The following is a 17,781-nucleotide window of genomic DNA, read 5'->3' as shown; positions in this document are numbered from 1 at the left end:
GTGTCCTGAAGGTGCTCGTCCGCTCCCCGTTGCGGCTTCGAGATCGTTCCGCAACGCTTTCGTCGGCTCCTCCCGGCCGTCCCGCGCGTCACATTCACAAGTGCTGACGTACGGACCGAGGGGGCTTGGGATGGGACCGACTGTGCGGAAGAGGACGGCCGGGGGCGTGCGCACGGGGGTGGTGGCCGCGCTCGTGGGCGGGCTGCTGCTCACGGCGGCCGGATGCAGTGCGCAGAGCGGCGGCTCGTCCGCCGACGGCGGGAGGGCGCCGGGCGCGGGCGGCGGGGCGGCCCGCGAGGGCGGGGCGAAGGCGCCCGGCGGCGGGCAGGCGAGCCGGGCGCCCGCCGACGGGACGGCCGAGGGGGACCAGGCGCGCGATCCGGCGCCGCCCGACTACCTCTCCACCTTCGCGCTGGACGTCGACACCGCGAGCTACGGCTACGCGCGGCGCACGCTCGCCGACGGCGGGCGGCCCGAGCCGGGCAAGGTCAGGCCCGAGGAGTTCGTCAACAGCTTCCGCCAGGACTACCGGCGCCCGAAGGGCAACGGCTTCTCGGTGACCATGGACGGCGCACGGGCACCCGAGGGGACCGGGCCCGGCGACTGGTCGCTGCTGCGCGTCGGCCTCGCCACGGGTCCGGCGGCCCGCACGGCCGAACGGCCGCCCGCCGCCCTCACCTTCGTCGTGGACGTCTCGGGGTCGATGGCCGAGCCGGGCCGCCTGGACCTCGTGCGGAAGTCGCTCGGGCTGCTCACCGACGAGCTGCGCGACGACGACTCGATCGCGCTGGTCACCTTCAGCGGCGAGGCCGAGACCCGGCTCGGGGCGACCCGCGTCGGCGGCAACAGGGGCCGGATCCACGACGAGATCGACGAGCTGGAGGCGACCGACTCCACCAACGTCGAGGCCGGGATCACCCGGGGCTACGACGAGGCCGTCGACGGCCTCAGGAAGGGCGCCAACAACCGCGTCGTCCTGCTCTCCGACGCCCTCGCCAACACCGGCGACACCGACGCGGACGGCATCCTCGAACGCGTCGAGGAGGAGCGGAAGGAGTACGGGATCACGCTGTTCGGCGTCGGAGTCGGCAGCGATTACGGCGACGCGTTCATGGAGAAGCTGACCAACAGGGGCGACGGGCACACCAGTTACGTCTCCAACGAGGCCGAGGCCCGCAAGGTCTTCGTCACCCAGCTGCCCGGCCACATCGAGCTGCGCGCCCGCGACGCCAAGGCGCAGGTCGCCTTCGACCGCAGGACGGTCCAGCGGTTCCGGCTGATCGGGTACGAGAACCGGGACGTCGCCGACGACGACTTCCGCGACGACTCGGTGGACGGCGGCGAGGTCGGGCCCGGCCACACCGTCACCGCGCTCTACGCCGTGCAGCTGCGCGAGGGCGCGCGCGGGCGGGTCGCCGAGGCGACCGTCCGCTGGCTCGACCCCAAGTCCCGCGCCCCGCACGAGGAGTCGGGCACGGTCGACGCCGCCGCGCTCAAGGGCGGGCTGTGGGGCGAGGCGGGCGAGCGGCTCCAGGTGACGGCCGTCGCCGCGTACTTCGCCGAGGCGCTGCGCGGCAGCACCGCGCCGCCCGGAGTGCCGCCGCTGGCCGGTCTTGAGCGCGAGGCGCGCAGGCTCGCAACGAGCGTCGAGGACGGCGCCGTACGGCAGTTGGCGGACGCGATCGGGCAGGCGCGGGGACTGGGCGAGGGCGAGCTGCCCAGGGACTGAATTCGCTGGCGGCGGGGGCGGCGGCACGGTAGGTCTATGGCCATGGCCACCGTGCTGCTCGCCCTCGCCGTCGTATCCACCGGTCTCTACGCCGGATTCATGCTGATCTTCCTGACCGGGATCATGCCCGCGCTCGCCCGGCTGACGGACGAGCAGTTCGTCCACGTCATGCGGCTGATCAACGTGCACGTGCCCAAGGCGGTGTTCATGACCGTCTTCGCCGGGGTCGTCGTCCTGCCCGCGCTCGCGCTCGCCTTCCCGGTCGACGGGCGCGGCGACGCGCAGCGGTGGCTGATCGTGGCGGGGCTGGTCTGCGCGGTCCTCAACCACCTGGTGACGATCGGCGGGAACGTTCCGCTGAACACCGCGCTCGCCTCGAACCAGGGGCAGGCGGCGGACGTGGTGCGGGCCGCGTTCGAGGCGCGCTGGAACCGGCTGCACCTGGTGCGCACGCTGCTGGTCCTCGCGTCGTTCGGGCTGCTGACGGCCGCCGCGCTGAAGTAGCGCGCCGCCCGGCCGGTGGACGGCCGACGGGCGGCCGGCGGGCGGTCAGTCGGTGGCCGGGCGGTCGGCGGGCGGGGCGTACAGGTGGCCGATGCCCAGGCTCCGGCAGACGTCGGCGAGTTCGTGCTCGAAGAAGAGCGAGCTGTCGCCCAGGGCGAAGCGCAGGTGGCCCACGCCCTCCATGCAGATCAGCCCGTACAGCCGCAGCCAGTGCCGCAGGATCACCGCGACGGCCTCCACCGGGAGGTCCTCGTGGTGCGGCGAGCGCAGCCGGTCCAACTGCTCGTGCAGCTGCGGGGGGAGCGAGCCCGGCGGGCCGACGGGGAAGGGGTGGGAGCGCCACAGCTCGGCCGTCAGGTCGGCGAAGAGCTGTCCGAACACCCGACCCGAGTCCCGGCCGAGCGGGCCTTCGGCGTCGTGGGACTGGCAGATGCCGGTGGGGGCGAGGAGCAGCTCGAACTCGTTCGGATGGTCGAGCACCCAGCGGCGCAGGGCCCGGCTCGTGGTGATCAGGCGGCGCGGCGTGTCGTCGGGCGCGAGGTCGGCGCAGGCGTTCCGGACGTGGCGGGAGATCTCGGCGAACACGTCGTCGCGCAGGCTCCCCAGCAGCTCCTCGTGGCTGGTGAAGTAGCGGTAGACCGCGGGGGCCGTCATGCCCCTGCGGCGGGCGATGGCGCGGATCGTCACGCTGTCGACGCCCTCGTCGACCAGCAGTTCGCGCGCGACCTGCTTGATGTCGTCGATGGTCGCGCGCCGCTGCTGCTGGCGCCGGGAACGTCCGACCAGTTGCACCGTCATGAACTCTCCCCTGTTTCCCGCGTGTTGACGGGTCCTGCCTCCATGGTGCCGTCGCCGCCCAGACCCGGAGCGGAACGGTGATCTTTCTGGCAGCAACCTGCCGGGCCGTCTAGACGGTGGCGGCGAAGAGCGCGACCGTTCCTCGTACCGACACGTCGACACCCGAGAACCTGCGGTCGAGTTCGCCCCTCAGGCCGTCCAGCGAGTCGCCCCGGTTGTGGAAGATCCGCCGGCGGTTGAGGAGTTCCATATGCGCGCGGGAGAACGGGGTGTGCCGCACCCCGCGGTCGAGCACGGTGCTGCCGAAGACCCGTGCGCCGCTTTCCAGGTGCGGCAGCAGGTGGTCGAAGACGGTCGCCTTCTCGGCCATCGTGCCGGGCAGGCAGTGCAGTACGAAGTTGAGCGAGGCGGAGGCGAAGCGCTCGCGCCCGGGGTCCGCGCGCCCGTCGGCGCCCTCGGGGCCGGTCAGCTCGAACGGCGCCAGGACGTCGCACAGGTGGCGCGTCGGGCGGTAGCGGCGCAGCCGGTCGCCCGCCGTCCTGAGCACGGTCGGGTTGAGGTCGACCAGCGCGAGGCGCGGGTCCGCGACGGGGAACGCGCAGCGGTCGAGGAACGTGCCGGTGCCCGGCCCGACGTCGATGTGCCGGCCGGAGACGTGCAGGCCGTAGAGCGCGTCCATCGCGGACCGCGGGCAGCGCCACACCAGCGGGCTGACCACGCCGAGCACGGACAGGTCGTAGAAGGCGAGCACGGGCGCGGTGTAGGCGGCGGCCGCGGTCCTGGCCCCCGCCTCGTCCCGGCCGCGAGCGGGCTGTCGTTCCATCGTTCCCCCCGGTCGTCGGGCCCGATCCTAGGGCCTGCCGGGGGGCCGATCACCCCCGCTTCACACATGCGCATCAGGTGTATCCGGGCGCGCCGCGCGCGGATCTCCTGAGACAGGACGGCTGTGGCCCGCAGTCCTTGCGGCCCGAGGGAAAGGTGGACTTCATGGAGAGCACGGAGATCGGGACCGCGGGCGCGATACGCGTGGCGGGAGCGGCGGACGTACCGGTCGGGGAGACGCTGAGCGTCGACTTCGACGGCGTGAAGGTGCTGCTCGCCAACGTGGACGGCGAGGTGTACGCGGTGCGCGACGAGTGCAGCCACGAGGAGGCGGCGCTGTCCGACGGCGAGCTGGAGGGGGCGGCCATCGAGTGCCCCTGGCACTTCAGCCGGTTCTGCCTGCGCACGGGCGCGGCCCTCGACCTCCCCGCGGTCGACCCGGTGGAGGTCTTCGCGGTGCGCGTGGTGGACGGGGACGTGCTGCTGTCCCGGGCCCCGGGGGGTGCGGCCCGGTGAGCGGGGAGCTGCCGAAGGGGGCGGTGCGGCGGTCCCTGAAGGTGGCGACGCTGCCGCTGGGGTTCGCCGGCCGGACCGCGTTCGGCCTCGCGCGGCGGATCGCGGGCGGCGCCGAGGAGGCGATCCGCGCCGAGATCGAGGAGCGCACCGCCAAGCAGCTCTTCGCGGTCATCGGTGAACTCAAGGGCGGTGCGCAGAAGTTCGCGCAGGTGCTCAGCGTGATGGAGAGCGGGCTGCCGGAGGGCCTGGTGAAGCCCTACCGGGCGGCGCTGACCAGCCTCCAGGAGGCGGGGCCCGCGCTGCCCGCGCGCGCCGTGCACCAGGTGCTGCGCGAGCAGTTGGGCGAGGACTGGCGCGCCGACCTGCCGGAGTTCGCCGACAAGCCGGTCGCGACGGCGTCGATCGGGCAGGTGCACAGGGCGCGGTGGCGCGACGGCACCGAGGTGGCGGTCAAGGTGCAGCACCCCGGTGCGGGGGAGGCGCTGGCCTCGGACCTGGGCCACCTCACCAGGATCGGCTGGATCCTGGACCGGGTGACCGGCGGCGAGATGAACGCCAAGGAGATCTTGGCGGAGCTGCGCGAGCGGATGGTCGAGGAGCTGGACTACGTCCAGGAGGCGGAGTCCCAGCGGGTGTTCGCGAAGGCGTTCGCCGACGACCCGGACTTCTTCGTGCCGCGCGTGGTGGCGGGCACCGAGCGGGTGCTGGTCACCGAGTGGCTGGCGGGCGAGCCGGTGTCGGCCGTGATGGCGGACGGCACGCGGGAGGAGCGGGACCGGCTCGGGCTGCTGCTGGCGCGGTTCTCGCTGGCGGGTCCCGAGCGCGCGGGCCTGCTGCACGCCGATCCGCACCCGGGGAACTACCGGCTCACGCCCGACGGGCGGCTCGGGGTCATGGACTTCGGCGCCGTGGCCCGGCTGCCCGACGGGCTGCCGCCGTGGATCGGGCGGGCGATGCGGGCGTGCGTGGACGACGACGCGGCGCGGCTCGGGGAGGTCATGCGGGAGGCGGGGATGCTGAAGCCCTCGGCGGGCGGTGCGGACGCGGACGACTTCGGGTGGCTGCTGGGGTCGTTCGAGCTGATGGCGCGGCCGCTCGCCACGGAGGAGTTCACCTTCGACCGGGAGTGGATGCGCGAGATGATGGGGCGCGCGGCGTTCTCCGACGACGCGGAGCTGATCAGGGCGCGGTTGCGGATGCCGCCGGAGTACGCGCTGGTGCAGCGCGTGTGGATCAGCGAGCTGGGGATGCTGAGCCAGCTCGGGGCGCGGATCGCGTACCGCGCCGAGGCGGAGAGGGCCCTGCCGGGGTTCGCTGGGGTGTAGCGGTACGGGGGCGGGTCCCGTTGCCCGGGGGCGCCGTTTTCGCCCGCGGCGGGACCCGCCCCGCCCGTTCCCGAAACCCTGCCGGGGGCGTCAGGAGATCGCGCGGTTCCCCGCGCCCCTTCGCCCCCCCGCCCCTACCCCTCCCGCCCCTTCGCGATCAGGCCCTCCGCGATCACCGTCGCGAGGTCGTCCAGCAGCGGCCCGTCCACCGGGTGGTGGAACGCGAACAGGGCGAGGAACAGCGGGCCGCCCAGCAGCAGGTGGGCCAGCGTCGGATCCTGTCCCGGCGGCAGCTCCCCCCGCGCCTCCGCGCGCCGCACGATCTCCGTGAGGTCCTTGTGCTCCTGCGCGATGAAGGTGTCCTGGAAGCGCGCGACCAGTGCGGGATCGCGGCCCATCTCCGTCATCAGCGCGGGCGTCACGACCCGCGCGGCCGGTGCCGACAGGCGCTCGTGCGCGAGCCCGGCCATCGCCCTGATGTCGCCGCGCAGCGAGCCGGTGTCCGGCGGCGGCTCTATGTCCATGCCGTGCACGGCCGCCGCGAACAGCAGCTCCGCCTTGGAGCCGAACCTGCGGTAGATCGCCGCCTTGCCGACCCCGGCCCGTGCGGCGACCGCGTCCATGGTCACCCCGGCGAAGCCGACCTCGGTGAGCATCTCGCGGGCGGCGGCCAGGACCGTGCCGTCGATCTGGGTGTCCCTGGGGCGTCCCAGGCGCTGACTCGCCATGGGGCAACTATACGATACTGTCGTTCCGGAACTCGGGTATCGTAACTCTCGCGACCATCCCCAGGGGGGTGTGCATGGACCGCGCAGCCGTCCACCGGCACCGTTGGAAGATCCTCGCCGTGCTCTGCATCAGCCTCGTGCTGATCAGCCTGGACAACCTCGTGCTCAACCTGGCCCTGCCGAAGATCCAGCTGGACCTCGGCGCCACCGGGGCCGAGCTCCAGTGGACCGTCGACTCCTACACGCTGACCTTCGGCGGGCTCCTGCTGCTCTGCGGCAGCCTCGCCGACCGCTTCGGCCGCCGGCGCCTGCTGCTGCTCGGCATGGCGCTCTTCGGGGCGTTCTCGCTGGGCGCCGCCTTCGCGGGGGACACCGGCACGCTCATCGCGATGCGCGCGGCCATGGGCGTCGGCGCGGCGATGATCATGCCCGCGACGCTCGCCGTCATCAAGGACGTCTTCCCCGCCGACGAACAGGCCAAGGCCGTCGGCATCTGGGCGGGCACGGCCGCCATCGGCGTACCGCTGGGGCCCGTGATCGGCGGACTGCTCCTGGAGTACTTCTGGTGGGGCTCGGTCTTCCTGGTCAACATCCCCGTCGTGCTCCTCGCCCTGTGGGCGGGCGCCGCGCTCGTCCCCGAGTCCCGCGCACCGCGCCACCCCGGGCTCGACCTGGTCGGCGCGCTGCTCTCCGTCGCGGGCCTCACGGTGCTCGTCTACGGTCTGGTGGAGGCGCCGAGGCACGGCTGGACCGACGCCACGACGCTGGGCCTGCTCCTCGGGGGCGCCGCGCTGCTCGCCGGGTTCCTCTTCTGGGAGCGGTCGACCGCCCACCCGCTGCTGACGCCGGGACTGTTCGGGGACGCCCGCTTCGGGGGCGCCGCCGTCGCGGTGCTGGCCATCGCCTTCGGGATGTACAGCGCGCTGTTCGTGCTCACCCAGTACCTCCAGTTCATCCTCGCGTACGAGCCGCTGGAGGCGGGCCTGCGGCTGCTCGCCGTCGCCACGATGGTCCCCGCGGCCCCGGTGGGCACCCTGCTCGCCCGCCGCGTCGGGCTGCGCGCCGTGATCGCGGGCGGCCTGGTGCTGATCACCGCCGCGCTGGTGGTGATGGCGGGCGCGGGGCAGGCGTCCGAGGGCCGGGTCCTGCTGAGCCTGGCCCTGTTCGGCCTCGGCGCGGGCCTCTCCATGCCGACCGCCGCCGACGCCATGCTCGCCGCGGCCCCGCGGGGGCAGTCCGGCGCGGGCTCGGCGGTCACCGACACGGCGCTGCAGATCGGCGGCGCGCTCGGCATCGCGGGCGTCGGCTCCGTGCTGACCACCTCCTACCGCGACGCGCTGCCCCCGCTGGACGCGCTGCCGCCGCAGGCGTCCGACGCGGTGCGCGACTCCCTCGGCGCCGCCACGGCCGCCTCCGACGCGGTCGGCGGGCCCGCGGGCGCGGCGCTCGCGGAGGCCGCGCGCCGGGCGTTCACCGACGGGCTCGGCGACGCGCTGACGGTCGGCGCGGTGGCCACGGCGCTCGGCGCGGTCGCCGCCGCGCTGATCCTCCCGGGACGGCCCGGGAAACCGGAGGACCCCGGGGCGGCCCCGGGAACCGACGAAGACTTCCGCCCGGGTGTATCCGGAGCGGACCCGCACGGATCTCATCAGGTGAAGGGCGCGAGAGGTGGACGTCATGCGTGACAACAAGGACCTGCGGATGGCCAGTTGCGACGACTGGCTGCCCCGCTACCAGTGGCGCACCCACTGCGAGCGGGTCGTCGACGCCGAACCGGCGGCGGCGGCGCGGGCCGTGCGCGAAGTGCGGCCCGGGGACATGTACGTGCTGCGGCCGCTGGTCTTCGTGCGCAGCATCCCCTCCCGCATCGCCTCGCGCGAGAAGGAGCGCTACCTGACCAAGGAGGACCGCGTCATCGAGGGCCTGTACGAGGGCGTGGGGGCGTTCGAGCTCCAGGACGACCAGGACGGCGACTTCGTCGTCGGCTTCGTCGGCCGGCCGTGGAAGCTGCGCCAGCAGTGGCTGCGGCTGACGCCCGACGAGTACCGGGCGTTCGACGAGCCGGGCCACATCAAGGGGCTGATGGCCTTCTCGGTCACCTCCCACGGCGGCCGGACGCTGCTGCACACCGAGACCCGGGTGTACGGCACGGACCCCGCCTCCGTACGCAGGTTCCGCCCCTACTGGCTGCTGATCGAGCCCTTCAGCAACCTGATCCGCCACGACTGGCTGGCCGCCGCGGCCCGCAACGCGCGCAGCGGGGTGCGGCCATGAGCGGCAATGAGACGGAGAGACGATGCCAAGCAGTGCGGCGCCCCAGGCGCCCGACATCCCCGACATCAGGGCCATCGCGCCGCGGGTCCTGGACGACCTGTGGAACAAGCGGGACCTGGGGGTCATAGACGAGCACTTCAGCCCGAACGTGGTGACCCACGTGCCGCTGCCCGGCCAGCCCGTCATCTACGGCATCCCCGGGCTGCGCAAGCTGGCGGGGGACATGTTCGCGGCCATGCCCGACCTGTCCCGCACCACCCACGAGGTCATCGCGCAGGGCACCAAGGTGCTGGTGCGCGGCGAGCTGCGCGGGCACCACAACGGCCCGCTGATGGGCATCCCGGCCACCGGGATGCCCACGTTCCTCACCGAGCACGTGATCATGCGGTTCTCCGGCAGCAAGATCGTCGAGATGTGGCAGCAGGCCGACTACCTGGGCGTGCTCAGCCAGATCGGCATCACGCCGCCGGAGGACGCCGGGCCGCTCGGCACCGTCGCCCACACCTTCAAGACCGTCGGCCGCATCGGCGCGCTCACCGTCAAGGACCGCATCAAGCAGCGCAGGGGGGCCGGTCGATGACCGCCGAGGGAACGCTCACGAACGCGACCGGCGCGGCGTCGGAAGAGGCGTCGCAGCAGACGTCCGACAGCGGCTTCGTGCTCACCGAGGAGCACATCCTGATGGTCTCCGACCTCTCCTGGTCGGACGACAACTCCCGCGCCCTGCCCCACTATTCGCCCGACTACAAGTGCTACCTCCCGGGCCGGCCCGTCCTCAACGGCGGGCAGGAGTTCCTGGACACGCTCAACCTCGTCAAGGCGGCCAAGCCCGACGTGCAGATCGACTGGCACGACATCCTCATCGAGGGCAACCAGGCCGTCCTGCACGTCACCTTCCGCGGCACCCACCTCGGTCCGCTCTTCGGCATCCCGCCCACCAAGCGGCCGCTGGAGATCGGCGAGATCATCATCGAGAAGTACGACGACCAGGGCCGCATGTGCGAGTTCCGCCAGGAGGGCGACTACGCGGGGATGCTCACCCAGATGGGCATCGTCCCGCCGCCCGGCACCGGCCCCATCGGCACCCTGGCCCACTCCATCAGGACCGCGATCAGGCTGACCCGCCTCGACCGCGAGCACCGCAGGAAGCAGGGCCACCGGGCCGCAGGGTGAGCCCGGCGCGCCGGTGAGCCGCCCTCCCGGTGCGCGGCCGAGTACTCCCGTACCCCCACACGACAGTTCAGATACGGAGCGTCATGCTCGCGCGCATCGGCAGGGCCGTCGCGGCCCGTCCCAAAGCCTTCCTCCTCGCCGTCATCGGCTTCGTCGTGCTCAGCGGAGCCGTCGGCGCCGGAGTGGTCGGCAAGCTCTCCAACGGCGGTTTCGAGGACCCGGCCGCCGCGTCCAGCGTCGCCCGCGAAGCCCTCGCCGACGACTTCGGGGTTCGCGCGCCCAACCTCGTGCTGCTGGCGCGGAGCGGGAAGTCGGTGGACGACCCGGCCGCGAGCAGGGACGGCGCGGCGCTCGCCGCCCGGCTCGCCCGCGAGCCGGGCATCGAGCAGGTCGCCTCCTACTGGACCTCGGGCAAGCGGCCCGAACTGCGCGACGGGGAAGGCTCCACCGCGCTCGTCCTCGCCCACATCGGCGGCGACGAGACGCAGGCCGCCAAGCGGATCGACGGGCTGCGCGCGGAGTTCGCCGGTGCGCAAGGGAGCCTCGACGTCAAGCTCGGCGGTTCCGTCGCCGCCGCGCAGGACACCGAGAAGGCCGCCCAGGAAGACCTGATGGCCATGGAGCGCATCGCCTTCCCGGTGCTCTTCGTCGTGCTGACGCTGGTCTTCGGCAGCCTGGTCGCGGCCCTGCTGCCCATCCTGATGACGATCCCCGTCGTGCTCGGCGTGCTGCTCCTGCTGCGCGTCATGGCCGAGTTCATGGACGTGTCGGTGGTCGCGCTCAACGCCACCACCATCGTCGGCCTCGGACTCGCCATCGACTACAGCCTGTTCGTCGTCTCCCGCTACCGCGAGGAGCTGCGCGAGCGCGGCGGCGACGTCACCGACCGGGCCGTCAGGTCCGAGGCGATCGTGGCGTCCGTCCGCACGGCGGGGCGCACCGTGCTCTTCTCCGCGCTCACCGTGATGCTCTCGCTGGCCGCGCTCGCCGTCTTCCCGCTGCCCTTCCTGCGCTCCATCGCGGTCGCCGGGATCGGCGTCGCCCTCTTCGCCGCGCTCGCCGCGATCGTGGTCGTGCCGACCCTGCTCGCCCTGTTCGGCGCGAAGATCAACAGCCTGGACCTGCGCAGGGCGCTGCGCCGGGGCCGCCCCGCGAAGGCCACCGGGGACGAGCACGGCTTCTGGCACCGCACCGCGACGTTCGTGATGCGCTTCCCGCTGCCCGTCGCCGCCAGTGCCGTCGTCGCGCTGCTCGTCCTCGGCTCGCCGTTCCTCGGCGTCCGCTTCAGCCTGCCCGACGACCGCCAGCTGCCCGCCAGTTCGCAGAGCCGCCAGGTCGGCGAGGCGCTGCGGACCGACTTCGGCTCCCGCGAGTCCGACGCGATCACCGTCGTCGCCACCGGGATCGGCGACGGCCGGGCCAAGAGCGCCGAGATCGCGGCGTACGCACGGGAGTTGTCGAAGGTCGAGGGCGTCGCGTCGGTCTCCTCCTACGCCGGGGTGCACGTACGCGGCGAGCGCACCGCGCCGCCCGGACCGGCCACCGCGGCCGCCGCCTCGCGGGCCGGCGCGTACCTCAAGGTCGTGCCGTCCGTGGAGACGTACTCCGACAGCGGCGAGCGGCTCGTCGACGACGTCCGCGCGGTCGACGCGCCCTGGCCGGTGAAGCTGACCGGCGCCGGGCCCGCGCTCGCCGACACCAAGCAGAGCCTCGGCGACCACCTGCCGCTCGTGCTCGGCTTCATCGCGGTCGCGATGTTCGTGCTGCTCTTCCTCTTCACCGGCAGCGTGGTGCTGCCGCTCAAGGCGCTCGTCCTCAACGTCCTCAGCCTCAGCGCCACCTTCGGCGCGATGGTCTGGATCTTCCAGGACGGAAACCTGTCGGGGCCGCTGGACTTCACCGCGACCGGCGCGCTCACCGCGGTCGCCCCGATCCTGATGTTCTGCCTGCTCTTCGGGCTCTCCATGGACTACGAGGTCTTCATGCTCTCGCGGATCAAGGAGGCCCACGACGCGGGGGCCGACGACACCGAGGCGGTGGCGAGCGGCCTCCAGCGCACCGGCGGGCTCGTCACGTCGGCCGCCGCGCTGATGGGCGTCGTCACCGTCGCCGGCCTGTTCACCAGCACCATCGCCTTCCAGAAGATGTTCGCGCTCGGGCTCACGCTGGCCCTGCTCATCGACGCGCTGGTGGTGCGCGGCCTGCTGCTGCCCGCCTTCATGCGCCTCATGGGCCCCGTCAACTGGTGGGCGCCCGGCCCGCTGCGACGGCTGCACGGCCGCTTCGGGATCGCGGAGGGGCCCGCGGCGCCCGAACGCGCCGCACCCGTCGCCCCGCTCGCCCGCACCCGCTGAACACCCCTGCGAACACCCCTGCCGTACCGGAAGGAAGAAGAGCCCCGTGGACCCCACCGCCGTACACCGCAGCCGCTGGCGGATCCTGGCCGTCCTGTGCCTGAGCCTGATCGTCATCGGCATGGACAACCTGATCCTCAACCTCGCCCTGCCCCGGGTGCAGCACGACCTCGGGGCGACCGGCGGCGAGCTCCAGTGGATCATCGACTCCTACACGCTGGCCTTCGGCGGGCTGCTGCTGCTCGGCGGCGGGCTCGGCGACCGGTTCGGCCGCAAGCGGCTGCTGCTGACCGGCCTCGTCCTGGTGTTCGGCTTCACGCTGGCCGCCGCGTACTCCACCAGCCCCGAGATGCTGATCGCGATGCGCGCGGGCATGGGCGTCGGCGGCGCGTTCGTGATGCCCGCGACGCTCTCGATCATCAAGCACGTCTTCCCGGCCGAGGAGCAGGCCAAGGCGATCAGCATGTGGGCGGGGTCCGGCGCCATCGGCGTGCCGCTCGGCCCGGTGCTCGGCGGGCTGCTGCTCGAACACTTCTGGTGGGGCTCGGTCTTCCTGATCAGCGTGCCGATCGTGCTCGCCGCGATCGTCGCCTGCGCCGTCATGGTGCCCGAGTCCCGCAATCCGCTGCGGCTGCCGCTCGACCTCGTGGGCGTCCTGCTGTCGGTGGCCGCGCTCGGCGTCCTCGTGTACGGCATCATCGAGGGCCCCAGGTACGGCTGGACCGACCGGGTCACCCTCTCCGCGCTCGGCGCGGGCGCCCTCTTCACCGTCCTGTTCGTGCTCTGGGAGCGGCACACGCCGCACCCGATGCTCTCCGGGAAGCTGTTCAGGGCACCGCTGTTCGCGGGCAGCGCCGTGGCGATGTTCTGCGTGAACTTCTGCCTCTTCGGGCTGCTGTTCGTGGTCACCCAGTACCTCCAGTTCGTCCGCGGGCACGGCCCGCTGGACGCGGGGCTCAGGCTGCTGCCGGTCCTCACCGCCGTCATCGGCGCGGGGCTCGGCGAGAAGCTGGTGCAGAAGACGGGCGTGCGGCCCGTCGCCTCCGTCGGCCTGGTCGTGCTCACCGGCAGCATGCTGCTGATGGCCCGCGCCGACGCCGGGTCCGAAGGCGTGGCGCTCGGCGCGCTCGCGCTCTTCGGCTTCACCATGGGCCTCGTCCTGCCGCCCTGCGCCAACGCCATCCTGGCCGCGGCACCCCCCGAGCAGGGCGGCGCCGCCTCCGCGGTCACCGACGCGACGCTCCAGGTGGGCGGCTCGCTCGGGATCGCGGTGGTCGGCTCCGTGCTGACCACCTCCTACCGCGACGGGCTGCCGGAGCTCGGCGGGCTCCCCGCGCCGGCCGAGGCGGCCGTCCGCGACTCGCTGGGCGGCGCCTCCGAGGTCGCCTCCCGGCTCGGCGGCGAGGTCGGCCAGGGGCTCGGCTCCCTGGCGTCCGACGCGTACGTCGGGGCGCTCGCCGACGCGATGACCGTCGCGGGCTCCGTCGCGGGCGTCGGCGTCCTCGCCGTGCTGCTCCTGCTGCCGGGAAAGCGGCAGGAGCAGGCCGCGGCGGGCACCGGCCCCGGCACCCCTGAGGCCCCCGGCGCCCCTGAAACGCCCGGCGCCCCCGAAACCCCCGTCCCCACCGCACCCCCGCGCGCCGCATCCCCCGTACCGGCGCACCAACTCCACAGCAACGCACACGAATCCCGAAAGGAACCCACTCGCGTGAACGACGAGACACGCCCCGACGGCACCACGGCCGAGCCGGTGAAGAAGCGCAGGCTCCGCCGCCTCCTGGTGGTGGGGGTGATCGGAGCCCTGCTCGCCCTCTTCACCTGGAGCAACGCCAACGCCGTCGAGGACGCCGCCGCGCCCCGCAACGTGCGCTCCGACGCCAGGGCCGAGGCCAGCAAGAAGGTCGTCCTCGGCTTCTACCAGGAGGTGCTCGCCAAGAAGCGCCTCGACCGCGCCGGTGAGTTCATGCGCGAGGACTACATCCAGCACAGCCCCGGCCTCAAGCAGGGCCTCAAGGGCTACTACGAGGACTACAAGCTCTTCCACTCGATCTTCCCCGACCTCGCGGGCTCCATCCACCAGATCGTCGCGCAGGGCGACAAGGTGATGCTGCTGGCCACCTTCAAGGGCCACCACGTCCAGACCGGCCAGGAGCTGGTCTTCGAGACCGCCGAGCTGTACCGCGTGCAGGACGGCAAGATCGCCGAGCACTGGGACGCGGTCGACTACGCCGCCATGCAGGCGTTCGGCGTGAACCTGCCCGGCGGCGACCAGCCCGGCACCCGCACCGACTGGAGCGGCACCAAGGAGCAGCGCCGCAACCTCGTCACGCTGCTCTACACGGTCAACACCTTCTACCGCGCCCCGAACGCCCCGGTCCCCAGCGCCATCGCGCCGAACCTGATCCAGAACCAGCGGGGCCTCGCGCCCGGCCTCAAGGGCATGAAGGACAACCTGCGTTCCTACCGCGAGCGCTTCCCCGACCTGTCCTTCGAGGTCAAGCACACCGTCGCCGACCAGGACAAGGTCACCGTGTTCTGGGTCTGGCGCGGCCACGAGAAGGGCACGGGCAAGGAGCTGAAGCTCAACCGCGCCGACGTCTTCCGCGTCGAGAAGGGCCGCTTCGTCGAGCACTGGAGCCGCCTGGACTACCGCGCGGTCAACCCGTTCGGCCTCAAGTAGTCCCGGCATCCGGTACGCGCGCGGGCGACGGCGGGGAACCACGGCCCCGCCGTCGCCCGCGCGGCCGTTCGCACCACAGAACCGCACCACAGAACCGCACCACCGAACCCAGGGGGAAACAGCGATGTCACGAAGGTCCGCGATCATCGTCGGCAGCGGGGTCGGCGGCCTGGCCCTGGCCGGCATGCTGACCCGGATGGACTGGGACGTCACCGTCCTGGAGAAGTCCGCCGAGCGCCGCGACGGCCTGGCGATCACCATCTGGCCCAACGCCCTGCGCGCGGTGCGCGCTTCGGGCGGCGACGACATGTACGAGGCGCTGCTCAAGGTCTGCCAGCCCATCGCGTCCGCCCGGATGTTCGGCGCCAAGGACCGCCAACTGGCCTCCATAGACCTGGCGTTCCTCAAGCGTACGTACGGGGTGACGGGCCAGGGCGTCACCCGCGCCGAACTGCTCGACACCCTGATCGAACAGGCGGGCACCCCCGTCAGGTTCGGCGCCGAGGTCGTGCGCGCCGACCCCGACGGCACGGTCACGCTCGCCGACGGCGAGGTGCTGCGCGCCGACGTCGTCGTCGGCGCCGACGGCGTCGGCTCCACGGTCCGCAGGGGGCTGCTGCCGCCCGGCCACGACGACCGCAGGGACAACCCGCTGGAGAGCTGGCAGGGCGTCGTCGAGCGCGGCGCCTGGGACTACGAGGGCACCGACTTCCACTTCGGCCGCAAGGGCACCTGCGGCATCATGCCGCTCACCCGCGGCCGGGTGTACTGGTTCGTGGACGGCTCCATCGACGCGCCGCCCACCGGCGACGGCTGGCCCGACGTGGTGCGCGACCTGGTGTCCCGCACCCCGGCCGCCCAGCTCTTCCCCGGCCAGGCCTGGGACCGGCGCCCCGTGAAGAACTGGGGCAGGGGCCGGATCACCCTGCTCGGCGACGCCGCCCACCCGATCCTGCCCACCATCGGCCAGGGCGCCTGCATGGCCCTGGAGGACGCCGGGGTGCTCGCCGCGCGCCTGGCCCGCGCCGACGACCTGCCGGGCGCCCTGCGCACGTACGAGGACGACCGCTACCCGCGCGTGCTGGGCCACTTCGAGAGCTCCAGGGGCATGCTCAGGATGCGGGCCATGCCGTCCCCGGTCCGCGACCGGGTGCTCGGGAACATGCCGAAGGCCCTGCTGACCAAGCTGTTCACCAAGTCGGCGCTGCCGCTGCCGGAATTCCGCTGACGGCCGCTGTATCCAGCGGGGGCGCCGCCGGATCTCTCCCAGTGAAGTGCCCGGCGTGAAGCGACGAATTCACGCCGGACGAATTCACCACGGACGGGAACGGACGGGCAGCGGCATGACGCAGACAGAACCACCCCAGCCTTACGACTACGACGCGGTCGTCGTCGGCAGCGGCCTCGGCGGACTGGCGGCGGCCGCCTTCCTCGCGAAGTTCGGCCGCCGCGTCCTGGTCGCCGAGAAGGGCCAGGGGATCGGCGGTTACGCGCACGCGTTCCGGGCCGGCGAGCGCTACTACGACCCGGCGATCCACGTGGTGCCGGGCGCGGAGGAGGGCGGCACCATCGACGTGCTGCTGCGCTACCTCGGCGTACGGGAGATGTGCGAGTTCGTCGAGTCCGACGCGCTGTACCGGGTGGTCATCGACGACGACGTGCTGGACGCGCCGTTCGGCTCGGAGGCCTTCATCGCCGCGCACGTCGAGCTGTTCCCGCAGGAGGAGGCGGGCATCAGGGGCTTCTTCGGGCTCTGCGAGAAGTTCCTCGAAGAGGCCCACCAGGTGCCGCTCCAGCTCTCCCCGCAGGAACTGGGCGAGGCGGTCGAGAAGTTCCCCACGCTCTTCGGCAACCGCATGAACACCCTCGGCGAGGTGCTGGACCGGTTCATCACCGACCCGCGCTGCAAGGCGTTCTGCACGGCCGGCTGGCCCTACATGGGCCTGCCGCCCTCGCAGCTCTCCTTCGAGCTGTTCGCCCGCTTCCTCTACACCCAGATGCACGGCCTCTACCACTGCAAGGGCGGCTTCCAGCACCTGGTCAAGGCGTTCACCACGGCCATCGAGCGGGACGGCGGCAAGATCGTCACCAACTCGCCGGTCGAGAAGATCCTGGTCACCGACGGGCGCGCCGAGGGCGTCGTCCTCGCGGGCGGCCAGGAGCTGCGGGCCCCCGTGGTGATCTCCAACGCGGACGCCACGCACACCTTCCACGACCTGGTGGGCATGGAGCACCTGCCGAAGGCGTACAGCCGCAGGCTGCGCTCGCTCAAGGGCTCCATGTCGATGTTCGTGGTGTACGCGGCGACGACCCTGGACATCGCCGCGATGGGCGGCGCCCACGAGACGTTCATCTACGAGAGCGACGACCACGACGCCAACTTCGCCGGGTTCTCCGAGGGCGAGGCCCCGGCCACCGTCGTCGTCGTGCCCACGCTGCTGGACCCGAGCCTGGGCCCGGCGGGCGAGCACCTGGTGACCTCGACGGCGCTGGCCCCCTACGAGGGCCCCGAGCCGTGGTCGGAGCTGAAGCCCAAGCTGGAGGAGAAGTACCTGAACCTCATCGAGCGGCTCTACCCGGGCTTCAAGGAGAACCTCACCTTCGTCTCCAGCTCGACCCCGCTGACGCTGGAGCGGTTCACGGGCAACCACCGCGGCGCCGCGTACGGCTGGGAGAACACGCCGATGCAGGCGGGCAGCAAGCGCCTCACGTACCACACCCCGATCGAGGGCCTGTACCTGTCGGGCCACTGGGCGCAGGCGGCGAGCGCGCTGCGCGTGATCGTCTCGGGCAGCCACACGGCCCAGCAGATCCTGCGCACGCAGGGCGTCGAGGACGTCGGCCCCGAGCTCTGAGCGGCCGGGCCCGCACGCGTCAT

15 protein-coding genes are annotated in these 17,781 nt (G+C 72.7%); 12 read left to right on the top strand and 3 right to left on the bottom strand.

All coding sequences use genetic code 11. From position 1 onward, the window contains the following. Positions 1-130 precede the first annotated feature (130 nt). Both ACIBNE_RS19925 and ACIBNE_RS19920 read left to right on the top strand, forming a co-directional pair. Positions 131-1,729 carry a von Willebrand factor type A domain-containing protein gene (locus ACIBNE_RS19925; RefSeq protein ID WP_399273273.1) on the top strand — a complete coding sequence of 533 codons (1,599 nt, stop codon included), beginning with the start codon at positions 131-133 and terminating at the stop codon, positions 1,727-1,729. Positions 1,730-1,771: 42 nt separating this feature from the next. Beyond that, positions 1,772-2,233: a DUF1772 domain-containing protein gene (locus ACIBNE_RS19920; protein ID WP_399274228.1), complete on the top strand. Its 462-nt coding sequence runs from the start codon at positions 1,772-1,774 to the stop codon at positions 2,231-2,233. A gap of 45 nt (positions 2,234-2,278) precedes the next feature. Here the strand turns inward: ACIBNE_RS19920 and ACIBNE_RS19915 are convergent, their stop codons facing one another. After that, on the bottom strand, positions 2,279-3,031 hold the full coding sequence (locus ACIBNE_RS19915; RefSeq protein WP_399273271.1) for a TetR/AcrR family transcriptional regulator: 753 nt from the start codon (positions 3,029-3,031) through the stop codon (positions 2,279-2,281). 109 nt (positions 3,032-3,140) lie between these two features. Further along, positions 3,141-3,854: a class I SAM-dependent methyltransferase gene (locus ACIBNE_RS19910; RefSeq protein WP_399273269.1), complete on the bottom strand. Its 714-nt coding sequence runs from the start codon at positions 3,852-3,854 to the stop codon at positions 3,141-3,143. A gap of 164 nt (positions 3,855-4,018) precedes the next feature. Here ACIBNE_RS19910 and ACIBNE_RS19905 point away from each other — a divergent pair, with 164 nt between their 5' ends. Both ACIBNE_RS19905 and ACIBNE_RS19900 read left to right on the top strand, forming a co-directional pair. Beyond that, positions 4,019-4,369 carry a non-heme iron oxygenase ferredoxin subunit gene (locus ACIBNE_RS19905; protein ID WP_399273267.1) on the top strand — a complete coding sequence of 117 codons (351 nt, stop codon included), beginning with the start codon at positions 4,019-4,021 and terminating at the stop codon, positions 4,367-4,369. Further along, on the top strand, positions 4,366-5,694 hold the full coding sequence (locus ACIBNE_RS19900) for an ABC1 kinase family protein (RefSeq protein WP_399273265.1): 1,329 nt from the start codon (positions 4,366-4,368) through the stop codon (positions 5,692-5,694). The genes ACIBNE_RS19905 and ACIBNE_RS19900 overlap by 4 nt, the downstream gene beginning before the upstream one ends. A gap of 134 nt (positions 5,695-5,828) precedes the next feature. Here the strand turns inward: ACIBNE_RS19900 and ACIBNE_RS19895 are convergent, their stop codons facing one another. Beyond that, on the bottom strand, positions 5,829-6,422 hold the full coding sequence (locus ACIBNE_RS19895; protein ID WP_399273263.1) for a TetR/AcrR family transcriptional regulator: 594 nt from the start codon (positions 6,420-6,422) through the stop codon (positions 5,829-5,831). Between the two features lie 74 nt (positions 6,423-6,496). Here ACIBNE_RS19895 and ACIBNE_RS19890 point away from each other — a divergent pair, with 74 nt between their 5' ends. The 8 genes from ACIBNE_RS19890 (at position 6,497) to ACIBNE_RS19855 (ending at position 17,758) form a co-directional block, all read left to right on the top strand. Beyond that, entirely contained in the window at positions 6,497-8,107 is a 1,611-nt protein-coding gene (locus ACIBNE_RS19890) for an MFS transporter (RefSeq protein ID WP_399273261.1), read from the top strand. Next, positions 8,100-8,696: a hypothetical protein gene (locus ACIBNE_RS19885; RefSeq protein WP_399273259.1), complete on the top strand. Its 597-nt coding sequence runs from the start codon at positions 8,100-8,102 to the stop codon at positions 8,694-8,696. The genes ACIBNE_RS19890 and ACIBNE_RS19885 overlap by 8 nt, the downstream gene beginning before the upstream one ends. 22 nt (positions 8,697-8,718) lie before the next feature. Continuing rightward, positions 8,719-9,276 carry an ester cyclase gene (locus ACIBNE_RS19880; RefSeq protein WP_399273257.1) on the top strand — a complete coding sequence of 186 codons (558 nt, stop codon included), beginning with the start codon at positions 8,719-8,721 and terminating at the stop codon, positions 9,274-9,276. Next, positions 9,273-9,869, top strand: coding sequence for an ester cyclase (locus ACIBNE_RS19875; protein WP_399273256.1), 597 nt, complete (start codon positions 9,273-9,275; stop codon positions 9,867-9,869). The genes ACIBNE_RS19880 and ACIBNE_RS19875 overlap by 4 nt, the downstream gene beginning before the upstream one ends. An 83-nt stretch (positions 9,870-9,952) precedes the next feature. Beyond that, positions 9,953-12,223, top strand: coding sequence for an MMPL family transporter (locus tag ACIBNE_RS19870; protein ID WP_399273254.1), 2,271 nt, complete (start codon positions 9,953-9,955; stop codon positions 12,221-12,223). A 46-nt stretch (positions 12,224-12,269) separates the two neighbouring features. Continuing rightward, positions 12,270-14,903, top strand: coding sequence for an MFS transporter (locus ACIBNE_RS19865; protein ID WP_399273252.1), 2,634 nt, complete (start codon positions 12,270-12,272; stop codon positions 14,901-14,903). Positions 14,904-15,027: 124 nt separating this feature from the next. Further along, positions 15,028-16,131: an FAD-dependent oxidoreductase gene (locus tag ACIBNE_RS19860; protein ID WP_399273250.1), complete on the top strand. Its 1,104-nt coding sequence runs from the start codon at positions 15,028-15,030 to the stop codon at positions 16,129-16,131. A 115-nt stretch (positions 16,132-16,246) separates the two neighbouring features. Further along, on the top strand, positions 16,247-17,758 hold the full coding sequence (locus tag ACIBNE_RS19855; RefSeq protein WP_399273248.1) for a phytoene desaturase family protein: 1,512 nt from the start codon (positions 16,247-16,249) through the stop codon (positions 17,756-17,758). Positions 17,759-17,781: the final 23 nt, after the last annotated feature.

It is taken from the genome of Streptomyces sp. NPDC050504, assembly GCF_044458065.1.
Classification (GTDB): Bacteria; Actinomycetota; Actinomycetes; order Streptomycetales; family Streptomycetaceae; genus Streptomyces.
The sequence above is the reverse complement of the archived record's forward strand: the minus strand, read 5'-3'. Positions and strand labels throughout refer to the sequence as shown.